Genomic DNA, 17,932 nt, shown 5'->3' with positions numbered 1-17,932 from the left:
CCCGGGCGCCGGACGCGCGAACCCCCGCCGTGGCGGGGGTTCGCGCATTCCATTCCCCCACGGACGTAAAGAGCGGTTCGTCACTTCGTGGGCGTTCATCTTTTCCCAGGTCACGGGCTCGCATACATTCTCCTGCGTGAACGTTACCTTTCCGAAACCCAAACTCGCCCTGGCCGCCACCGGCGGCCTCGCCCTCGCCGCCCTCCTGATCCCCGCCTCGCCCGCCGCGGCCGACACCGCCCTCAAGGCCGAGGCCAAGAGCATCGCCGCCCCGGACTGCACCAAGGAGAAGTGCGTCGCCCTGACCTTCGACGACGGCCCCGGACAGTACACCGACAAGGTCCTGGACACCCTCGCCGACCACGACGCCAAGGCCACCTTCTACCTGCTCGGCTCCAACGTGGGGAACTTCCCCGACACCGTGGAGCGCATGGCCGACGAGGGCCACGAGATCGGCAACCACTCCTGGAAGCACGACGACCTGGCCACCCTGTCCGGCTCCGCCGTCAAGGACGACATCGAGCGCACCGACAAGGCCATCGAGGACGTCACCGGCGAGAAGCCCACCACCGTGCGCCCGCCCTACGGCTCGCTCGACGACACCGCCCGCGAGGCCATCGACAAGCCCATCGTCCTGTGGGACGTGGACACCCTCGACTGGCAGAGCCGCGACGCCGGCGCCGTCACCGACGTCACCCTGGAAGAGACCGACCGGGGCAGCGTCGTCCTCTTCCACGACATCCACGAGAGCACCGTGGACGCCATCCCCGGCATCCTCGACGGACTCGCCGACGACGGATACGAGTTCGTCACCGTCTCCGACCTGGCCGGGGACGACCTGGAGCCGGGCGTCGCCATCACCGACGCCCGCTAGCCCCGCGCCCCGCCGCGGCTCACAGCATCCGCCGCAGGATCTTCTCCTTCAGGTCCGTGATCGGCGCGTAGGCCACCCGCATGGTGTCCAGCACCAGCGACTTGTCCAGCACCGACTTGGTGTGCGAGAACGTGTCGATGGACGCCGTCGAGTGGTAGGCGCCCATGCCGCTCTCGCCCACACCGCCGAACGGCAGGTCGGGCACGGCCAGGTGCGCGATGGGCAGGCCGAACGCCAGGCCGCCGGAGGAGGTCTCCGTGGTCAGGCGGCGCTTGGTCTCCTCCGACTCGGTGAACGCGTACAGGGCCAGGGGCTTGTCCCGCTCGTTGACGAACGCGATCGCCGCGTCCAGGTCCGGCACGCCGACCACCGGCAGGATCGGACCGAAGATCTCCTCGGCCATGACCGGGGTGTCGGCCGTGACGTCGCCCAGCACCGTCGGCGCGATGTACAGGTCCCCGCGGTCGTGGCGCCCGCCCGCCACCACCGTGCCGCTGCCCAGCAGCGCGACCAGGCGGTCGAAGTGGCGCTCGTTGACGATGCGCCCGTAGTCGCCGCTGGCCTTGGGGTCCTCGCCGAACATCTCGGTGATCGCGGCCGCCAGCTCCCGCTGGAGCCCGTCCGCCGTGCCGCCGACGGCCAGCACGTAGTCCGGGGCCACACAGGTCTGGCCGGCGTTGGTGAACTTGCCCCACGCCAGCCGCCGCGCCGTGGCGGCCAGGTCCACACCCGGCTCCACGATGGCGGGGCTCTTGCCGCCCAGCTCCAGGGTGACCGGGGTCAGGTGCTTGACCGCCGCCGCCATGACGATACGGGCCACCTGGCCGTTGCCGGTGTAGAAGATGTGGTCGAAGTGCTGCTCCAGCAGCGCGGTGCTCTCGGGGACACCGCCCTCGACCACGGCGACCGCCTCCGGGTCCAGGTACCGGGGCACCAGGTCGGCCAGCAGCGCCGACGTCGCCGGCGACAGCTCGCTGGGCTTGATCACCACGGCGTTGCCCGCGGCCAGGGCGCCGACCAGGGGGGCCAGCGCCAGGTTCACCGGGTAGTTCCACGGGCTGATGATGAGCACCGTGCCCAGCGGCTCGCGGACCGTGCGGGCCTTGGCGGGGGCCAGCGCCATCGGCACCGGCACGCGCCGGGGGCGCAGCCACGACGCCAGGTGCTTGAGCGTGTGGTCGATCTCGTTGATGACGAAACCGATCTCGGTGGTGTGCGCCTCCACGGGGCTCTTGCCCAGGTCGGCCTTGAGCGCCTTCTCCAGCGCGGGGCGCTCCTCCACCAGGAGGGCGCGCAGCCGCCGCAGCTGGGTGCGGCGCCAGGCGACGGGCTTGGTGCGGCCGGAGGCGAAGGCGGCGCGCAGGCCGCGCACGAGCGCGGAGATCTCCGCGGCGGCGTCGCCGTCGATGGGGGCCGGCGCCGCGGTCTGAACGGTGGCCTGCCGGATGGTCGGGGTGCCAGGGGTGTCGTTCGTCATAGCCGGATACTAAACGAAACCTTTTCGTTTTGACCAGGGACCGTAGGATGCTGCCATGACCACGGACCATCTGCCCGAGACGACGCCCCGCCGCGGAAGGCCGAGGGACGCCGCCCGGGACCGCGCGCTGATGGACGCCACCCTGGACGAACTCCGCCTGCACGGCTACGGCGGACTGACCACCGCCGCCGTCGCCCGCCGCGCCGGCGTCTCCACCGCGACCCTGTACCGCCGCTGGCGCTCCAAGGAGGACCTGGTTCTCCAGGCCGCGGCGGTGTGGTGCGAGGACCTGGGCCCCGACCGCGACACCGGGGCCCTGCGCTCGGACCTGAGCGAACTGCTGCACGACAAGGCCACCGCCCTGGACGGCCCCTCCGGGCAGCTGCTGCGCGCCATCCTGGGCGAGGCGGCGCACAACCGGGCGCTGGCCGACGTGCTGGTGAGCGAGTACGTGGCGCCGCTTCAGGACCGCGTGGCGGCCATCGTGGCCCGCGCGGCCGACCGGGGGGAGATCCCCTCGGTGGAGGACCCGGTGGTGGTGGGCGAGCTGGTGATCGGGCCGATGGTGACGCACACGTTCCTGGTCCCGCACGAACCGGGCGGGCGCCCGGGGCGGGACATGGCGGAACGGCTGCTCCCCTACCTGCTGAGGGCGCTGGGGGCTCAGGACGCGTCCGGCGGATGATTCCGCCCCGCGATGCCCGGGCCGACCCGCGCCCGCCGTCTCGCGGGAGATCCCCCGGAGGCCGCCCGTGCTCCTTCGGCGCCCGCGCCGGACCGCCCGGGGGTGTCCGCCGAACACGCTTCAGGAAGGGTGTGCGGCGTAGCCGCACGCCTCTTTCTTCTCTTGGTCTTGTAGTTTCTCGAACCCCCGCCTTTACGACGTAGATTCAATCCGGTGCGCCGGCCGGACCGCGCAAACGACTTGCGGGGGCACGAAGCCGAACACCACACTGTCCGCCATGCACATCCGCACCGCGCTCCCGGCCGACTGGCCCGCGATCTGGCCCTTCCTCCACCGGATCGTCGCCGCCGGCGACACCTTCACCTACCCCGCGGACCTGGGCGAGGAGGCCGCGCGCGACATGTGGCTGCTCCCCGAGCCGGACCGGACGGTGGTCGCGGTGGACGGCGACGGCCGCGTCCTGGGCACCGCCAAGATGAACCGCAACCACGGCGGGAACGCCTCGCACATCGCGAGCGCCAGCTACATGGTCGACCCCGCCCACTCCGGCAAGGGGGTGGGGCGGGCCCTGTGCGAGTACTCGCTGGACTGGGCGCGCGCGGCGGGCTACCGCGGGATGCAGTTCAACGCGGTCGTGGAGGGCAACGAGCGGGCGGTGGGGCTGTACCGGTCGCTGGGGTTCGAGGTGGTGGGGACGCTGCCGGAGGGGTTCGCGCACCCGCGGAAGGGGTTCGTGGGACTGCACATCATGTACCGGAGGCTGTGAGCCCGGATCCCGTCCGGAGTCCGAACGGCCCGGCCGCCCACGACTCCCCCGGGCGTCGCCGTCAGGTGCCGCCCAGGTACTCCACGGAACGCACCGCGATCCCGCCCCCGGCGCAGGAGACGCCGACCATGCGGCCGGTGAACCCCCCGGCCACCTCCGTGGACAGGTACCGCCCGTCCAGCCGTGCCAGCTCGGTGGTCCCGCCGTCCGGGGTGCGGACACCGGCGACGAGCACGTCCGGCCCCCGCTCCCTGCTGTACAGGGGCGCGGTCGGGGGCACCGCGCGCAGTTCGAGCCCCGTCCCCGGCCGCAGGGGGAGCTCCCCCAGCACGGTGGTGAGCGGCCCGGCCTGCGCCACGGCGCGCACCCGGTCCGCGTCGACCTCCAGCGCGAACCGGTGGGCGGGGTCGATGCGCAGCTCCAGGGCGCCGGTCCCGCCGTCCGCGGCGACGACCGCCCGGGCGGTCATGGTGGTGTGCTCCTGGCGGCGGCCCACGAACACCCGGCCGGGGCCGGGCGGGGCCATCCGCCACCGGTCCCCCGCCCACCGCAGCACACGGCCGGGGAGGACGCCGGCGCCGACCCAGTCGGGCCCGATCACGCCGTCGGCGAGGACCGACCGCACCGGGGGCCGCGGCGGGGGTTCCAGCGGGCCGGAGACCACGGGCCAGCCGTCCCTCCAGGAGACCTCCGCGGCGAACGTCTCCCGGCCCAGCACGTGCCAGCCGGGGAAGGAGCCCGCGGGGCGCACGCCGAGGAACACCATCGCCCACGACCCGTCGGGGCGTTCGACCAGGTCGGCGTGGCCGGTGTTCTGGACCGGGCCGGGGGTGCCCCGGGCGGTCAGCAGGGGGTTGTCCGGACAGGGCTCGAACGGGCCCTGCGGGGAGGGCCCGCGGGCGACCGTGACCGCGTGCCCGGGACCGGTGCCGCCCTCGGCGATCACCAGGTACCACCACCGGCCGACCCGGTACAGGTGCGGCCCCTCCGGGTCCCTGCCGCCGGTGCCGCTCCACAGGGTGCGCGGCCCGGTCAGCAGCTCGCCGGTGGCCGGGTCCAGAACGGCCTGGCGGATCCCGCCGTCCGACCAGGTGAGCAGGCACCGGCCGTCCTCGTCCCAGGCCAGGTCGGGGTCGATGCCGCCCGCCCCGCGGATGCGGACGGGGTCCGACCAGGGGCCGGCGGGGTCGGACGCGGTCATCAGCAGGTGGCCGGGACCGGCGGAGACGTCGGTCGTCACCAGGTGGAAGGTCCCGTCGCGGTGGCGCAGGGTCGGGGCGTACACGCCGCCCGAGGGGCCCGCGCCGGCCGCCAGGTGCGCGGGGCGGTCCATCACATGGCCGATCGGCTCCCAGGCCAGCAGGTCCCGGGACCGGAACAGCGGGACCCCCGGCGCGTACTCGAAGCTGGAGCACGCCAGGTAGAAGTCGTCGCCCACCCGGCAGACGGTGGGGTCGGGGTAGAAGCCCCCGAGGACGGGGCGGGTCGGCAGCACACCGGCCGGGGAGGAGGGCGCCTCGGGCTCGATCACGCGACGAGTCTGGCACGTCGCGGGCGCGCCCGGAAGGGGCCGCCCGGAAAGCACGCCTCTCCTCGGCGGAGGCGTTTCCGGGCGGCCCGTGCGCGTTCAGGCGGCCGCGGGTCCGAACCACCGGGACAGCGCGTCGGGCAGCCCCTCCCGGTCGCGCCCCACCCAGACCGCGTGGCCGTCCGGGCGCAGCAGCACCGCGGGCACGTCCATCTCCGCCAGCTCCTCGCTGTCATCGACGACGTGGTCCACCCGGTCCCGCCACCCCTGTGCCGACAGGCTCCCCGTCCGGTCCAGCAGCAGTCCGCGGCCGCCGTGCATCAGCCCGTACAGGCGCCCGTGCTCCTTCAGCTCCACGTCCCGCAGCCGCGCGCCCAGCAGCGGGTGCCCTTCCGTGCCCACGTCGTAGCGGATCCCCGTGGCGATGATCTTCTCGGTCAGGTACCGGTTCACCTCCTCGATGTCCATCAGCTCCGACACCAGGCGGCGCGCCGCCTGCGGCCCCGGCTCCGGGGACATCAGCTCCATCTGCGCGCGGGTGTTGTCCAGCACGTCGGCCGCCACCGGGCGGCGCTCCGCCTCGTAGGTGTCCAGCAGCCCCGCCGGGGCCCGGCCGTTCACCTCGGCGGCCAGCTTCCACCCCAGGTTGAAGGCGTCCTGGACGCCCAGGTTGAGCCCCTGCCCGCCCACCGGCGGGTGGACGTGCGCCGCGTCCCCGGCCAGCAGCACCCGGCCGACCCGGTAGCGGTCCGCCAGCCGGGTCGCGTCGCCGAAGCGGGACATCCAGCGCGGGGAGTGCACCCCGAAGTCGGTGCCCGCGTACTCGCGCAGCTGCCGTTTGAAGTCCTCCAGGGTCGGCGCGGCGGTCCGGTCAGGCGCCACCCCCGCGGCGGGCACGACCACCCGGTGGACCCCGTCGCCCATGGGGCCGATGCCGAACCGCAGGTGGGTCCTGCGGACCTCGGCCATCGCCGCCGCCAGCTCCTCCGGCGACGCGGTCACCTCCATCTCGCCCAGCAGCGTCTCCGTCCGGCTGGGCTCGCCGGGGAAGCCGACGCCCAGCAGCCTGCGCACGGTGCTGCGGCCGCCGTCGCAGCCGACGAGGTGGCGCGTGCGCAGCCGTGTCCCGTCGGCCAGTTCGACGTCCACCCCCTCCGCGTCCTGCTCCAGGCCGACCAGCTCGCGGCCGCGCCGGATGTCGGCGCCGGCCTCGGCGGCGTGTTCCTCCAGCAGCCGGTCGATGGTCGTCTGCGGGATGGCGAGCACGTAGCCGTGCGCGGTGTCGAGCCCCGCGGGGGCGGGCTTGCGGATGGCGGCGAAGAACCCGCCCAGGGGGTGCTCGCGCCCTTCCGCGAGGAACCGGCCCAGCAGGCCGCGCTGGTCCATCACCTCGATGCTGCGCGCGTGCAGCCCCAGCGCGCGGACGAAGGGCGGCCGCTCGGCCTCCTTCTCCAGCACGACCACCTCCACCCCGTGCAGCCGCAGTTCGGCGGCCAGCATCATGCCGGTCGGCCCCCCGCCGGCGATGACCACGTCGATCATGTGTCCCCCGTTCGGTGCGTGTCGATGGCGGCGCGCCCCTCACCGGGTCCCGGGGATCCCGCCGACGGCGGCCGCGATCGACGATTCTGCGCCCTGACCCGGGTCTTGCCGCAAGCCCCGGGGTGCGCTATAGATTGAGAGTGGCAGGAGGTTCCCGGAACCCCTGCCTTTCGCTTTGGGGCGGCCTTCTTCCCGGGCCGCCGCATCCGCTTGCGGGGTCCCGTAATTCCCTGAGTTCTCACCCGGGGATGTGCTACTTTGCCCGCCATGTCTGAACTCGGGCCCGATATCTGGCCACCCTCCCCGATCAAGACCGAACGCCTCGTGCTCCGTGAGACCGAGGCCCGGGACCGTGAAGCGTTCATCGACCTGTTCTCCTCGCCGGAGGTGGGCACCTACCTCGGCGGACCGCAGCCGCGCGAGGACCTCGAACGCGCGATGCCCGAGGTGCCCGGACGGCGCCCCGGCCTGTTCGCGGTCGAGCTCGACGGGGCGATGGTCGGCATGACCACGCTCGACCGGCGCGACCCGGAGCGCCCGGGCCACGTGCGTCCGGAGGGCGCGGAGGCCGAGCTCGGCTACCTGTTCCTGCCCCGGGCCTGGGGGCACGGGTACGCCGCCGAGGCGTGCGCCGCGGTGCTCGACTGGTTCGCCGGGGCGCTGCCCGGCGAGCCGGTGGTGCTGTGCACGCAGACCGCCAACGACCGCGCGATGCGCCTGGCGGCGAGACTGGGGTTCACCGAGGCGGAGCGGTTCGAGGAGTACGGCGCCGAGCAGTGGTTCGGCGTGTGGTCCCCGGCCGCGCCGACCGGCTGAGCCGGGCCGGCCCCAAGGGCACCGCCCCGGCCGACGGCCGGGGCGGACCGGTGCCGAGGGCCCGGCGGGGGCCGGGGCGCGGGCGCACCTGCCGCGTTCCCGGCGGTCCCGGAAGGCGGGGGGAGGTACGCTCCGCGGCGGAAAGGACCACCACGGCCCCCGCAGGTCCGCGCCCCTCCCCGCGCCGGGGCCCCGGCCGCCGCGGCGCCCCGGCGGGGCCCTCCACCATCCGATACCAGACGATTCAGGAGGCCCCATGGCTCCGCTCCCCGACGTGGACGTGGTCGTGTTCGACATCCTCGGCACCATGGTCGACGAACCCGGCGGGATCGCACGCGGTATCCGCTCGCTGCCCGCCCGGCTCGACGACGCGCGCGTGGACGGCCTCGTCGGGACGTGGCAGCGGCATGTCGAGGAGCGGCAGCGGGACATCCTCGCGGGCCGCCACCCCTACACCGACAGCACCGCGATCGACCGGGAGGCCGCCGAACGCGTCGCCGCCGAGGCCGGCGTCGCCGACGCGGACGCGGTCCGCGCGCTGGCGGACTCCGCGCAGCGCCTGGATCCGTGGCCGGACTCGGTGTCGGGCCTGGAGCGGATCGCCGCGCGCCTGCCCGTGATGGGGCTGTCGAACGCCGGCCGTCCGGCGCTCACCCGCATCAACACCCACGCTGGGCTGCGCTGGCACCAGGTGCTCTCCGCCGAGGATGTGCGCGGGTACAAGCCCCACCCGGACGTGTACCGCCTCGCCGTGGCCAACACCGGCCTGGCGCCCGAACGCCTGCTCATGGTCGCCGCCCACGCCTGGGACCTGCGCGGCGCCCGAGCCGTGGGCATGAGGACCGCCTACGTCGAACGCCCCGTCGGGGACCCGCCCCGGCCGGCGGACGCCTTCGACCTGAGCGCGGAGGGCCTCGACGACCTGGCCGCGCTGCTCACCGCCGACTGACGGCCCGCCACCGGGGATGCCGGGCCCCCTGTACCCGGGCACACGGCTCGGGTCGCGCCGGGAACGGGCGGCGACGCCGTCCGTGCCGGGCCGCCGGGGCCGGACGGCCGGCCCCGCACGCCGCGCCGGAGCAGGTCCGGACGGGCGGGGGCGCGTCCGCGCCGACGCGGGCGCCGCTTCCGGGCGTCGGCGGCGCCGGTCCGGCGCCCGGTTCCCCTCACGGGGGCGCGAGGATGGGGCGGACCGCCCCTCCCGTCCTCGGGCAGGCCCAGGCGGGGACCCCCGAGACCAGGCGGGCGGACGGGGGGTGCGGGTGGCCGGGGCAGGGCGGCAGCGGCCGCCCGAGGGCCTGCTCCACGGCGGCGTCCTGGAGGCCGTCGGCCAGGTGGACCACCGCTTCGGCGTCGGTCATGGCGGCCTGGAGGTAGGAGCCCGCTGCGGTGCCGTCGGGGAACCACAGCACGACCTCCACCTCCCCGCTCTCCGGCCGGGACTCCACCACGAGGTTGCGCAGGGGCGGGTCGCCCAGGCCGCGCAGGATCTCCTCCGCCCAGGCGCGCACCGGCGCGCGGACCACGTCCATCTCCGGCCTCCGTTCTCCGTTTCCACGACGCGGCGTGCGCACGGGACCACCGTGAACCGCCGCAGATGACCGGCACCGGCACGGTTCAACGGCATATCGGGGCGATATGCGGTGACGTCCGCGCGGTTCCGGTTCAGGACCTTGGTTTCCGCTTCCGGAAGATATCCCGACAGCCCGGCGAACCCCATCCTCCGGCTGTACAAAGGACCTCATGCGCTCACTCTCGGACACGGACCCCCTGCTCCTCCCCCGCCGGGCGGTCGGCCCCGGGGACCCCTACGCCCTTCTCCCGGCCGGACGGCCCCACGGCGTCCCGTACGGGGAACCGCCCTCCGCGGGATCGGGCCGCGCGCCTCGGAGCCCGTGTCCGGGCCCGGCCGGCGGGAACCGGGGTCTCCGGCTCGCCTGCCTGTCCGCGGCCACCGCCGCCGTGCTGCTGGGCCTGGTGGAGTTCGCCTCCCGGCACCCCGCGTTCGGCGGGCCCGGCTCCGTCGGCCACTGCCTGCTCACCGGCGGCCCGTAGCGGCCCGCCGCCGCCCCGCGGTCAGCGCCGGGCCGGGGCCGCGGCACGCTCCCCCGCGGCCGCCGGACCGCGGCGGACGGCCCACTCGGCGACGGCGAGGTTGACCACCCACCCCGCCGCCATCAGCACCGTCCGGGTGGCCTCTCCCGGCTGTCCCAGCAGCAGCACCCAGGGCAGGTGGGTGAACACCTGGGTCCCCGCCCCCAGCCCGATCGCGTACCCGCGGGTCATCCAGGCCCGGTGCCCGGCGATGTCGCCGCGCCGGACGGCCGCGAACCCCAGCAGGACCGCCGCCGCCATGGCGCTCCCGAACACCAGCCGCACCAGGGTCAGCGAGGCGCCCTCCCCCTCGTTCAGGGGGTAGGCCAGGCTCATCCACACCCCCGTCAGGGCCGCGACGAGCCCCAGTGGGACCAGCAGGCGCCCCGACAGGCGGTGCCAGCGGCGGCGGCGCAGCCCGGGCGCGAACTGCAGGGCGCCCAGCAGGCAGTAGGGCACCACGGCGACGATGTGCAGCACCACGGGCACCGGGTCGGCGAAGAACCGGGCGTTGTCCGGGGTGACCGGCCCGCCGCCGCCGAGGTCGCCCAGGCGCACTCCGCCCGCGACCACGGGCACGGCGCTGAGCAGGATCAGCAGAACGGGTACGGGCCACTCGCGTCGGGCGGAGGGGGTCACGACGGGTCCTTTCGCTGCCGCGGCGGACACCGCGCCCGCCGCCGTGCTCCGATCGTGGCCGCCGGGCCGGTGCCGGGGCATCGGCATTCGGGCCGGGTCCGGGTCCCCCGGAAGGAGGAGATCCGACTCGTCCTTCCGGTCAGCGCGACGTGTTCCCGGCCCTGCCGGTCTCGTAGGCCCACATGGCGACCTCCACCCGGTTGCGGGCGCCGAGCTTGGCCATGATGCCGGCGATGTGGGTCTTGACCGTGCTCACCGCGATGTAGGTCTCGCGGGCGATCTCGTCGTTGGTCCTCCCGCGGGCCACGGCCCGCAGGATCTGTTCCTCCCGGTCCGTGAGCGCCTCGGCGGGCTGCTCGGGAGGCCCGGCGGGGCGGTTGCGCGCGAACGCTTCGAGCAGCCGCCGGGTGACGCCCGGGGCGATGAGCGCGTCGCCCGCGGCGGCGGCCCGCACGGCCTGGGCGAGCAGGTCGGCCCCTGCGTCCTTGAGCAGGAACCCGCGGGCCCCGGCCCTGAGCGCGGCGTACACGTACTCGTCGAGGTCGAACACGGTGATGACGACGACGGCGAGGGGGTCCTCCACCCCGGGGCCGGCCAGCAGGCGTGTGGCCTCGATGCCGTCGGTGCCGGGCATCCGGATGTCGAACAGGCACACGTCGGGGCGCAGGCGCCGCGCCAGCGCGACGGCCTCGCGGCCGTCGGCGGCCTGGCCGACGACCTCGATGCCCGGCTGGGCGTCGAGGATCATCGTCAGGCCGGTGCGGACGATCTCCTGGTCGTCGGCGACGACCACCCGGACGTGTCCGTGACCGCCGCTCATGCGGCCGCCCCGGCCCGGGGCAGGTCGGCGGCCACGGTCCAGCCCCGCCCGGGGCCGGGCGCGGCCCGGCAGGTGCCGCCGAGCAGTTCGGCCCGTTCGGCCATGCCGATGAGCCCGTAACCGGTCGATCCGCGGCTGGCGGGGTCGCCGTCGTCGCTGACCCGCAGGCGCACCGTCGTGTCGTCGGCGGTGACGCGCACCCGGACGCGGGTGGCGTTGCGGGCGTGCCTGCGCGCGTTGGCGACCGCCTCCCGGGCCAGGCGGTGGACCGCGGCCGCCACCTCCGGCGGCAGGTCGTCGAGGCCGTCGTCGACCTCCACCTCCACGGCGGGGCCGCCGGAGTCCCCGGCGAGCGCGCGCAGGTCGCCCACCCGCGGGTGGGGTACCCGAGCCGCGGGGCCGTCCTCGTCCCGGCGCAGGACGCGCACCAGGGCGCGCATCTCGGTCAGGGCGCGAGCGGCCTCGGCCTCGATGACCTCCAGGGCGTCGACCGCGGCCCCGGGCCGCGTCCGCGCCACCGCCAGCCCGGCCTGGGCCCGGACCGCCATCGCCGAGACGTGGTGGGCGACGGTGTCGTGCAGGTCGCGGGCGATCCGTTCGCGTTCGAGCAGGCGGGCCCGCTCGAACTCGCGCTCGCGGGCCCCGGCCCGGTACCGCACCGCCGCGCCCAGGGCCGCGGCCGAGAAGAGCACGGCGGCCCCGCCCAGCGTGTCGGCGGGGGCGCCCGAGAGGACGGGGACCGCCGCATTGGCGAGCATGACGGCCGAGCCCGCCGCGATCTCCCGGCCGGACCCCCAGCGGAAGAGCGCGTAGGGCAGCAGCAGGAAGCAGACCGTCGTGTACAGCGGGGCGCTCTGGCCGCCCAGGACCGCTGTGGCCAGGCCGGAGAGGCCGAAGGTGGCCGCGACCACCGCCAGCGGCCGGGTGCGGCGCAGCGGCAGCAGGGCGATCAGGCCGACGGTCAGGAGCAGCGTCGGGATCCGCCACGGCAGGTCGGGGCGCAGCACGGCCTCGGCCACCGCGGCGGCCGCGAGCACACCCGCGAGCGCCAGGTCCCGACGTGGCCGCGACGGCGGGCGAGGGGGCCGGGGCTCGTCCCACAGGGAGCGGAGGAGGCCGCGCACACGGCCAGGGTACAGGGGGCTCAGCGGCCCATGGCGGTGCGGACCCAGTCCAGGGGTTCCTGCGCCAGCACCGCCGCGGCGAGCGCCCGTCCCCCGTCCGTGGCGATCCGCTCCAGGCTGGAGTCGATCCACCGCTGCGCCGCCGCGTGCCCCTGCGCCCGGTACTCCACGGCCTGGATCAGGCACTCCAGTTTGTCGGCGTCCTTGGCGCAGCGTGCCTCCGGGGTGTCCTGCTCCTCGTAGGCGGCCACGGCGGAGCGCACCATCGCGCCCACCGCCTCCGGGACCCCCCCGGTCTGGTCGGCGGCGATGTCCCGGGCGTCGGGCTTGGACTCCAGGTACCTCTGGGCCAGGTGGTGGAGGTCGCCGGTGCGGGTCTCGCCGGTGTCGTGCCACACAGCGATCAGCGCGGCCTTCGCGGGGTCGGCGCCCTCCATCGACGCCAGCACCGACGCGATCAGGGCGGTCCGCCACGAGTGCTCGGCCACCGACTCGGGGTCGCGCACCCCGGCGACCCACCAGCCGGTACGGCGCTGGTTCTTGAGCGTCCCGGCCTCGAACAGCAGGTGTGCGATGCGGGCCGGCCCGTCGTCGCCCATGGTCACGTCCTTCCGCGTCGGGGGCGGCGGGTCGCGCCCCCGGACATCCAACTACATCCGGCCCCGGTCCGCCCGGGTTTCCGCCACCCACAGGAGGAGAGTCCACTGAAACTCCTCATCATTCCCTTTCTAGTTGCCTGTTAGGGAATGAAAGAGTACTTTCGGTACGTTCCGGCTTCGTACCCCGAGGCCCCGGAGGAAGGAGGGACGACGTGGACACGCCACCCGGGCACCGCCCGCCCCAGGAGCTGCGCGCGCTGCTGCGCGCCGACCTGGTCGCCGCGATGAAGGCCCGCAGGCCCGAGGCCGTCTCAGCGCTGCGCACGGCCCTGGCCGCCATCGAGAACGCCGAGGCCGTCACCGCCCCCGCGGGAGGCGGGGCGGCCGGGAGCGAGCACGTCGCCGGCGCGAGCGCGGGCGTCGGCTCGACCGAGGCGCCCCGCCGCGTCCTGTCCGCCGAGGACGTCCACGGCCTGCTGCGCGCCCAGGTCACCGAGCGGCGGGCCGAGGCCGAGCGCTACGCCGCCCACGGCCGGCACGACGCCGCCCTGCGCCTGCGCGCCGAGGCCGACGTCCTCGCCGGCCACCTCACCGGCGCGGGGGACGCAACGGTGTGACCCCGCGGGGCCGGTCGGCGGAGCCCGCCGCCCGGCCCCGCCGGCTCATCCGTCCAGGCGCCCGCGCAGCACCTCCACCCCGTCCCCGCTCAGGTCGCCGAGGTGCGCGGACCGCCCGGTCATCGCCATGATCAGCGCGAGCGTGCTCCCGGCGACCCGCGGCCCCTCCCCGGCCGCGAAGGGGCCGTCGGCGGCCTCCAGCCGCAGGTCCGCCACCCGGCTCCTGGCGACGACGACCTGGTCCGAGCCCCGGTAGTACTCGGCGACCCGCGTCAGGGTGCCGACGGGCCGGTCGGCCGCGATGCCCAGCGGGCGCCGGATGTCCTCGCCGTGCACGACGGCCTCGCCCAGCATGGCGATCCGGGGCAGCGGCGGCGAGGTCGTGCTCGACACCACCGCGCGGAAGCGGGCGAGGGTGTCGGCGCCGGAGGCCCCCATCTGCTCGGCCAGGCGCATCGCGACCTGGGCGTCGAAGTCGAACCGGCAGCGGACGACACCGGCGAACCACCGGAGCCCGTTGAGGCTCGCCCCGGAGGTCAGGTGCGCGAGGACCTCGCGCACCGTCAGCCCGGCGCACAGCGACGGGGTCGCCCAGTCCTCCTCGGACAGCCCGGCGAGGTCGTCGGCCAGGGCGGCGCGCTCGGCGTGGACCAGGGGCCACAGGTCCTCTCCCCGCCTCATTCCGGCCGCCTCCGCCGAACGCCGTCCTCGGGTCCGCCCTGCGCCATCGGGTCCTCCAGGTCGTCGGTACCGGTCCTACGGTCAGGGGCGATCCTGCCCCACGGTTCCGACACTCCTCCGGCCCGGCGGCGGAGCCGGGTTCCCGGGGCCGCGCCCCGGAGGGCGGGGCGGGGGCCCGGAGGGCGGGGCGGGGGCCCGCGGCCCCCGCCCGGCGCCTACACGGCGGGCAGGATCCGCCCGCTCACCTCGCCGAAGTGGACCAGGGTCCCGTCCGGGCCCGGGGCGGTCGCCGTGATGGTGACCTCGTCCCCGTCCTCCAGGAAGGTGCGCTCGGTGCCGTCCGGCAGCCGCAGCGGCTCCTTGCCGCTCCAGGTCAGCTCCAGGAAGCAGCCCCGCTGCTCCACCTCGGGGCCGCTCACCGTGCCCGAGGCGTACACGTCGCCGGTGCGCAGCGACGCCCCGTTGACGGTCATGTGGGCGAGCTGCTGCGCCGCCGTCCAGTACATCTGCGAGAACGGGGGGCGCGACACCACGTGCCCGTTGAGCCGGACCTCCAGCCGCAGGTCCAGGCCCCAGGGCTGTGTGCCGCGCAGGTAGGGCAGCGGCTCGGGGTCCTGGGCGGGCTGTTCCACGCGGGCCGCCTCCAGGGCGGCCAGCGGCACCACCCACGGGGAGACGGACGTGGCGAACGACTTGCCCAGGAACGGGCCCAGCGGCACGTACTCCCAGGCCTGGAGGTCGCGCGAGGACCAGTCGTTGAGCAGGAACACGCCGAAGACGTGGTCGGCGAAGCCGTCCACCCCGACCCGCCCGCCCATCGGGCTGGGGGTGCCGACCACGAAGCCCACCTCGGCCTCGATGTCCAGCCGCACCGACGGCCCGAAGACCGGGGACGGCTCGGTGGGCGGCTTGCGCTGCCCGGTGGGGCGGACGATGTCGGTGCCCGACACCACGATGGTCCCGGAGCGGCCGTGGTAGCCGATGGGCAGGTGCTTCCAGTTGGGGGTGAGCGGCTCCTGGTCGGGGCGGAAGATCCGGCCGACGTTGGTGGCGTGGTGCTCGGAGGCGTAGAAGTCCACGTAGTCGGCGACGGTGAACGGCAGGTGCAGCCGCACCGACGCCCGGTCCACCAGGTGGGGGCGCAGGGCCTCCTCGCGGGCGGGGTCGGTGAGCCAGTCCGCCAGGTCGGCGCGGACCCGGTCCCAGACGGGGCGGCCGGCGGCCAGCAGCGCGTCGAGGTTCGGGGTGCGGAGCAGGTCGGCGTGGGGGGATCCGGCGGTCAGGGCCGCGGCCCCCAGGTCCAGGACGTGGGAGCCGACGGCGACGCCGATACGGGTGCCGCGGTCGTCGCCGGGGCCGGTGTCGTACACCCCGTAGGGCAGGGTGGCCAGGCCGAACTCGGTGTCCTGGGGCAGGTCGATCCAGCTGTCGGGCATGGGGTGCGCGCTTTCTGGGTGCGGCCCCGCGGCCGGGCCGTCGGTTCCGGCCCGGCCGCGGGGGTGGTCGTTCGTCGGCGGTTCAGGGGCTGAGCGCCCCGAGGACGATGAGGTCCTCCAGCGGCTCGATGATGCTGCACGTGCCGAAGGAGCGGAACGCGGCCCGGACCGCGGCCGCCTCCCCGGCGGCGAGCCCCTTGGCGCGGGCGGCCAGGGCTCCGCCGTCCCGGTCGGCCAGGACCGCGGCCGCCTCCGCGGCGCTCCCGCCCCGGACCAGGGTGTCGGCGGCCAGCAGCACGTTGAGGAAACCGTGCTGCTCGAACCCCTCGGAGGTGGTGTGCCGGACGGCGTGGTGCAGCCCGGCGGTGCACTTGAAGGGCACTCCGAGGTCGACGGCGGCGTACAGGTACGCGGCCAGCTCGTCCTCGTCCGGGTGGGCCTGTGCGGTGACCCCGCCGGTGCGGAACTTGGCGCGGAGCCCGGCGGAGGCGAGCGCCGCCAGGTCCGCACGGGCCCCTTCGGGCCCGCCTTGGCGGGAGACCTCCACGTACCCCTGGACGCTCCCGTGCCCGCCCGACCCGTCGGGGAGGTGGGCGTTGAGCACGGCGGCCACCCCGTCGGCGCCGCCGGGCGGGGCGGCGACCTCCAGGCCCTCCAGGCGCAGGGCGGGGTCGGCCAGGACCGCCTCGACGGCGGGGGCGACCCCGTCGGCGCCGCCGGGGACGGTGACCACGACCCCCAGGGGCGGGTGGTCGCCGTCCTCGCGGGACAGCACCGCGCGCAGCTCGGCCACACGGGCGTCGGAGACCAGGAAGGGGCCCACGTAGGCGGCCCGGGACGAGGTCCGGTGCCCGCGGTGGGCGGGCAGGGCCTCGCCCATGGGGGCGTTGCCGGGCGGGAACAGGGCGGCGTCGTCGAACAGGGAGCGGTACAGGGCGTCCCCGGCCCCGCCTGCGCCCGCCGCCGCGTCGGCGCCGCTCACGACTCCCGCCTCCCTCCGGCCCAGGTCCAGGCGTAGGCGCCGTCGTCGCAGGCGGTCCCGCCCTCGCCCAGGTCCAGGGGCCGGAAGGTGTCCACCATGACGGCGAGCTCGTCGAACCGCTCGGCGCCGATGCTGCGCTCGTAGGCGCCGGGCTGCGGGCCGTGGGAGTGGCCGCCCGGGTGCAGTGAGATGGAGCCCTGCCCGATCCCGGAGCCCTTGCGGGCCTCGTAGTCGCCCCCGCAGTAGAACATGACCTCGTCGGAGTCCACGTTGGAGTGGTAGTACGGCACGGGGATCGCCCCGGGGTGGTAGTCCACCTTGCGCGGCACGAAGTTGCAGATGACGAAGTTGTGGCCCTCGAACACCTGGTGGACGGGCGGTGGCTGGTGCACCCGGCCGGTGATGGGCTGGAAGTCGTCGATGTTGAACGCGTACGGGTACAGGCACCCGTCCCAGCCGACCACGTCGAAGGGGTGGGTGGGGTAGGTGTAGCGGGTGCCGGAGATGCCGCCGGGGCCGTCGCCGCGGTGCTTGATGAGCACGTCCACGTTCTCGCCCTCGACCAGCAGCGGCTCGGAGGGGCCGCGCAGGTCGCGCTCGCAGTAGGGCGCGTGCTCCAGCAGCTGCCCGTAGCGGGACAGGTAGCGCTTGGGCGGGGCGATGTGGCTGTTGGCCTCGATCACGTAGGCGCGCAGCGGCTCGTCGCCGGTGGGCACCCAGCGGTGGGTGGTGGCCCGGGGCAGGATGACGTAGTCGCCGCGGCCGACCTCCAGCAGGCCGAACACGGTCTCCACGCGGGCGCTGCCGGACTCCACGTACACGCACTCGTCGCCGATGCCGTTGCGGTACAGCTCCGAGGGCGCCCCGGCGACCACGTAGGAGATGCGCACGTCGTCGTTGCCCAGGACCAGGCGGCGCGATTGGACGACGTCGGCGGCCTTCCACTCCTGGTCGTCGAAGAGCGAGTGCAGCCGCAGGTGGCGCGGCACCATCGGCGCGTTGCGGGTGCGGCTCTGGTCGGGGACCTCCCACTCGGCGGCGTCGACGATGGCCGACGGGATCGCGCGGTGGTAGAGCAGTGAGGAGTCGGCGGAGAAGCCCTCCTCCCCCATCAGCTCCTCGTAGTACAGGCCGCCCTCGGGGGTGCGGTGCTGGGTGTGGCGGGTGCGGGGCACCTCGCCTACCTGGCGGTAGTAGGCCATGGCATGTCCTCCAGGTGGTCGTCGTGGGTCGTGGTTCGTGCGGTCGCGCC

The 17,932-nt window shown here is 75.3% G+C and carries 19 protein-coding genes; 7 read left to right on the top strand and 12 right to left on the bottom strand.

Going from position 1 to position 17,932, the window contains the following annotated elements; genetic code table 11:
- Nucleotides 1-136 precede the first annotated feature (136 nt).
- Entirely contained in the window at nucleotides 137-874 is a 738-nt protein-coding gene (locus ACFVNO_RS14640) for a polysaccharide deacetylase family protein (protein WP_378892754.1), read from the top strand.
- Nucleotides 875-893: 19 nt separating this feature from the next.
- On the opposite strand, the gene ACFVNO_RS14635 is transcribed toward ACFVNO_RS14640, so the two are convergent.
- Nucleotides 894-2,351 (bottom strand): aldehyde dehydrogenase family protein, encoded by a 1,458-nt coding sequence (locus ACFVNO_RS14635; RefSeq protein ID WP_355261509.1) that lies wholly within the window; start codon nucleotides 2,349-2,351, stop codon nucleotides 894-896.
- Between the two features lie 55 nt (nucleotides 2,352-2,406).
- Between ACFVNO_RS14635 and ACFVNO_RS14630 the strand changes: the two genes are divergently transcribed.
- Nucleotides 2,407-3,036, top strand: a complete 630-nt coding sequence (locus ACFVNO_RS14630; protein ID WP_378892750.1) for a TetR/AcrR family transcriptional regulator — start codon at nucleotides 2,407-2,409, stop codon at nucleotides 3,034-3,036.
- 277 nt (nucleotides 3,037-3,313) lie between these two features.
- Nucleotides 3,314-3,802, top strand: coding sequence for a GNAT family N-acetyltransferase (locus ACFVNO_RS14625; RefSeq protein WP_378892747.1), 489 nt, complete (start codon nucleotides 3,314-3,316; stop codon nucleotides 3,800-3,802).
- A 61-nt stretch (nucleotides 3,803-3,863) separates the two neighbouring features.
- Here ACFVNO_RS14625 and ACFVNO_RS14620 read toward each other — a convergent pair whose 3' ends face one another.
- Entirely contained in the window at nucleotides 3,864-5,333 is a 1,470-nt protein-coding gene (locus ACFVNO_RS14620) for a family 43 glycosylhydrolase (protein ID WP_378892744.1), read from the bottom strand.
- A gap of 96 nt (nucleotides 5,334-5,429) precedes the next feature.
- Nucleotides 5,430-6,872 carry a rifampin monooxygenase gene (rox, locus tag ACFVNO_RS14615; protein ID WP_378892741.1) on the bottom strand — a complete coding sequence of 481 codons (1,443 nt, stop codon included), beginning with the start codon at nucleotides 6,870-6,872 and terminating at the stop codon, nucleotides 5,430-5,432.
- A gap of 267 nt (nucleotides 6,873-7,139) precedes the next feature.
- Between rox and ACFVNO_RS14610 the strand changes: the two genes are divergently transcribed.
- A complete protein-coding gene (locus tag ACFVNO_RS14610; protein ID WP_220560913.1) occupies nucleotides 7,140-7,688 on the top strand; it encodes a GNAT family N-acetyltransferase in 549 nt (182 codons plus the stop codon).
- Nucleotides 7,689-7,944: 256 nt separating this feature from the next.
- Nucleotides 7,945-8,637, top strand: a complete 693-nt coding sequence (locus ACFVNO_RS14605; RefSeq protein WP_355261526.1) for a haloacid dehalogenase type II — start codon at nucleotides 7,945-7,947, stop codon at nucleotides 8,635-8,637.
- Between the two features lie 217 nt (nucleotides 8,638-8,854).
- Here ACFVNO_RS14605 and ACFVNO_RS14600 read toward each other — a convergent pair whose 3' ends face one another.
- Nucleotides 8,855-9,220, bottom strand: a complete 366-nt coding sequence (locus ACFVNO_RS14600; RefSeq protein ID WP_378892736.1) for a hypothetical protein — start codon at nucleotides 9,218-9,220, stop codon at nucleotides 8,855-8,857.
- 211 nt (nucleotides 9,221-9,431) lie between these two features.
- Here ACFVNO_RS14600 and ACFVNO_RS14595 point away from each other — a divergent pair, with 211 nt between their 5' ends.
- Nucleotides 9,432-9,743, top strand: coding sequence for a hypothetical protein (locus tag ACFVNO_RS14595; protein ID WP_378892733.1), 312 nt, complete (start codon nucleotides 9,432-9,434; stop codon nucleotides 9,741-9,743).
- Nucleotides 9,744-9,764: 21 nt separating this feature from the next.
- Here the strand turns inward: ACFVNO_RS14595 and ACFVNO_RS14590 are convergent, their stop codons facing one another.
- From ACFVNO_RS14590 to ACFVNO_RS14575, 4 genes are all read right to left on the bottom strand, one after another.
- The gene (locus ACFVNO_RS14590; RefSeq protein WP_378892730.1) at nucleotides 9,765-10,421 is read right to left on the bottom strand and encodes a DUF2306 domain-containing protein; all 657 of its coding nucleotides are present in this window, start codon (nucleotides 10,419-10,421) and stop codon (nucleotides 9,765-9,767) included.
- Between the two features lie 139 nt (nucleotides 10,422-10,560).
- On the bottom strand, nucleotides 10,561-11,241 hold the full coding sequence (locus ACFVNO_RS14585) for a response regulator (protein WP_378892727.1): 681 nt from the start codon (nucleotides 11,239-11,241) through the stop codon (nucleotides 10,561-10,563).
- Nucleotides 11,238-12,365, bottom strand: coding sequence for a sensor histidine kinase (locus ACFVNO_RS14580; RefSeq protein WP_378892724.1), 1,128 nt, complete (start codon nucleotides 12,363-12,365; stop codon nucleotides 11,238-11,240). Before ACFVNO_RS14580 ends, ACFVNO_RS14585 begins: the two co-directional genes overlap by 4 nt.
- A gap of 20 nt (nucleotides 12,366-12,385) precedes the next feature.
- A complete protein-coding gene (locus ACFVNO_RS14575) occupies nucleotides 12,386-12,964 on the bottom strand; it encodes an HD domain-containing protein (protein ID WP_355261542.1) in 579 nt (192 codons plus the stop codon).
- Between the two features lie 212 nt (nucleotides 12,965-13,176).
- Between ACFVNO_RS14575 and ACFVNO_RS14570 the strand changes: the two genes are divergently transcribed.
- Nucleotides 13,177-13,581, top strand: coding sequence for a hypothetical protein (locus ACFVNO_RS14570; protein WP_355261545.1), 405 nt, complete (start codon nucleotides 13,177-13,179; stop codon nucleotides 13,579-13,581).
- A 45-nt stretch (nucleotides 13,582-13,626) separates the two neighbouring features.
- On the opposite strand, the gene ACFVNO_RS14565 is transcribed toward ACFVNO_RS14570, so the two are convergent.
- The 4 genes from ACFVNO_RS14565 to ACFVNO_RS14550 form a co-directional block, all read right to left on the bottom strand.
- On the bottom strand, nucleotides 13,627-14,262 hold the full coding sequence (locus tag ACFVNO_RS14565; RefSeq protein WP_378892720.1) for a maleylpyruvate isomerase family mycothiol-dependent enzyme: 636 nt from the start codon (nucleotides 14,260-14,262) through the stop codon (nucleotides 13,627-13,629).
- A gap of 215 nt (nucleotides 14,263-14,477) precedes the next feature.
- Entirely contained in the window at nucleotides 14,478-15,698 is a 1,221-nt protein-coding gene (gene fahA / locus ACFVNO_RS14560) for a fumarylacetoacetase (RefSeq protein ID WP_355261551.1), read from the bottom strand.
- Nucleotides 15,699-15,780: 82 nt separating this feature from the next.
- On the bottom strand, nucleotides 15,781-16,680 hold the full coding sequence (locus tag ACFVNO_RS14555) for a hypothetical protein (RefSeq protein WP_378892716.1): 900 nt from the start codon (nucleotides 16,678-16,680) through the stop codon (nucleotides 15,781-15,783).
- Complete coding sequence (locus ACFVNO_RS14550) at nucleotides 16,677-17,882, bottom strand: homogentisate 1,2-dioxygenase (protein ID WP_220560902.1); 1,206 nt, start codon at nucleotides 17,880-17,882, stop codon at nucleotides 16,677-16,679. Before ACFVNO_RS14550 ends, ACFVNO_RS14555 begins: the two co-directional genes overlap by 4 nt.
- Nucleotides 17,883-17,932 lie beyond the last annotated feature (50 nt).

This window comes from Nocardiopsis sp. NPDC057823 (assembly GCF_042797335.1).
GTDB classification, from domain to species: Bacteria; Actinomycetota; Actinomycetes; order Streptosporangiales; family Streptosporangiaceae; genus Nocardiopsis; species Nocardiopsis changdeensis.
Note: the sequence above shows the minus strand (reverse complement) of the source record. Positions and strands in the feature narration are given on the sequence as shown.

Excerpts from the sequence above, each read along its gene's own strand:
- ACFVNO_RS14575 (WP_355261542.1), bottom strand. The coding sequence starts at position 12,964 with ATGGGCGACGACGGGCCGGCCCGCATCGCACACCTGCTGTTCGAGGCC.
- ACFVNO_RS14630 (WP_378892750.1), top strand. The coding sequence starts at position 2,407 with ATGACCACGGACCATCTGCCCGAGACGACGCCCCGCCGCGGAAGGCCG.
- ACFVNO_RS14605 (WP_355261526.1), top strand. The coding sequence starts at position 7,945 with ATGGCTCCGCTCCCCGACGTGGACGTGGTCGTGTTCGACATCCTCGGC.
- ACFVNO_RS14600 (WP_378892736.1), bottom strand. The coding sequence starts at position 9,220 with ATGGACGTGGTCCGCGCGCCGGTGCGCGCCTGGGCGGAGGAGATCCTG.
- ACFVNO_RS14610 (WP_220560913.1), top strand. The coding sequence starts at position 7,140 with ATGTCTGAACTCGGGCCCGATATCTGGCCACCCTCCCCGATCAAGACC.
- ACFVNO_RS14625 (WP_378892747.1), top strand. The coding sequence starts at position 3,314 with ATGCACATCCGCACCGCGCTCCCGGCCGACTGGCCCGCGATCTGGCCC.
- ACFVNO_RS14635 (WP_355261509.1), bottom strand. The coding sequence starts at position 2,351 with ATGACGAACGACACCCCTGGCACCCCGACCATCCGGCAGGCCACCGTT.
- rox (WP_378892741.1), bottom strand. The coding sequence starts at position 6,872 with ATGATCGACGTGGTCATCGCCGGCGGGGGGCCGACCGGCATGATGCTG.
- ACFVNO_RS14595 (WP_378892733.1), top strand. The coding sequence starts at position 9,432 with ATGCGCTCACTCTCGGACACGGACCCCCTGCTCCTCCCCCGCCGGGCG.
- ACFVNO_RS14550 (WP_220560902.1), bottom strand. The coding sequence starts at position 17,882 with ATGGCCTACTACCGCCAGGTAGGCGAGGTGCCCCGCACCCGCCACACC.
- ACFVNO_RS14565 (WP_378892720.1), bottom strand. The coding sequence starts at position 14,262 with ATGAGGCGGGGAGAGGACCTGTGGCCCCTGGTCCACGCCGAGCGCGCC.
- ACFVNO_RS14585 (WP_378892727.1), bottom strand. The coding sequence starts at position 11,241 with ATGAGCGGCGGTCACGGACACGTCCGGGTGGTCGTCGCCGACGACCAG.
- fahA (WP_355261551.1), bottom strand. The coding sequence starts at position 15,698 with ATGCCCGACAGCTGGATCGACCTGCCCCAGGACACCGAGTTCGGCCTG.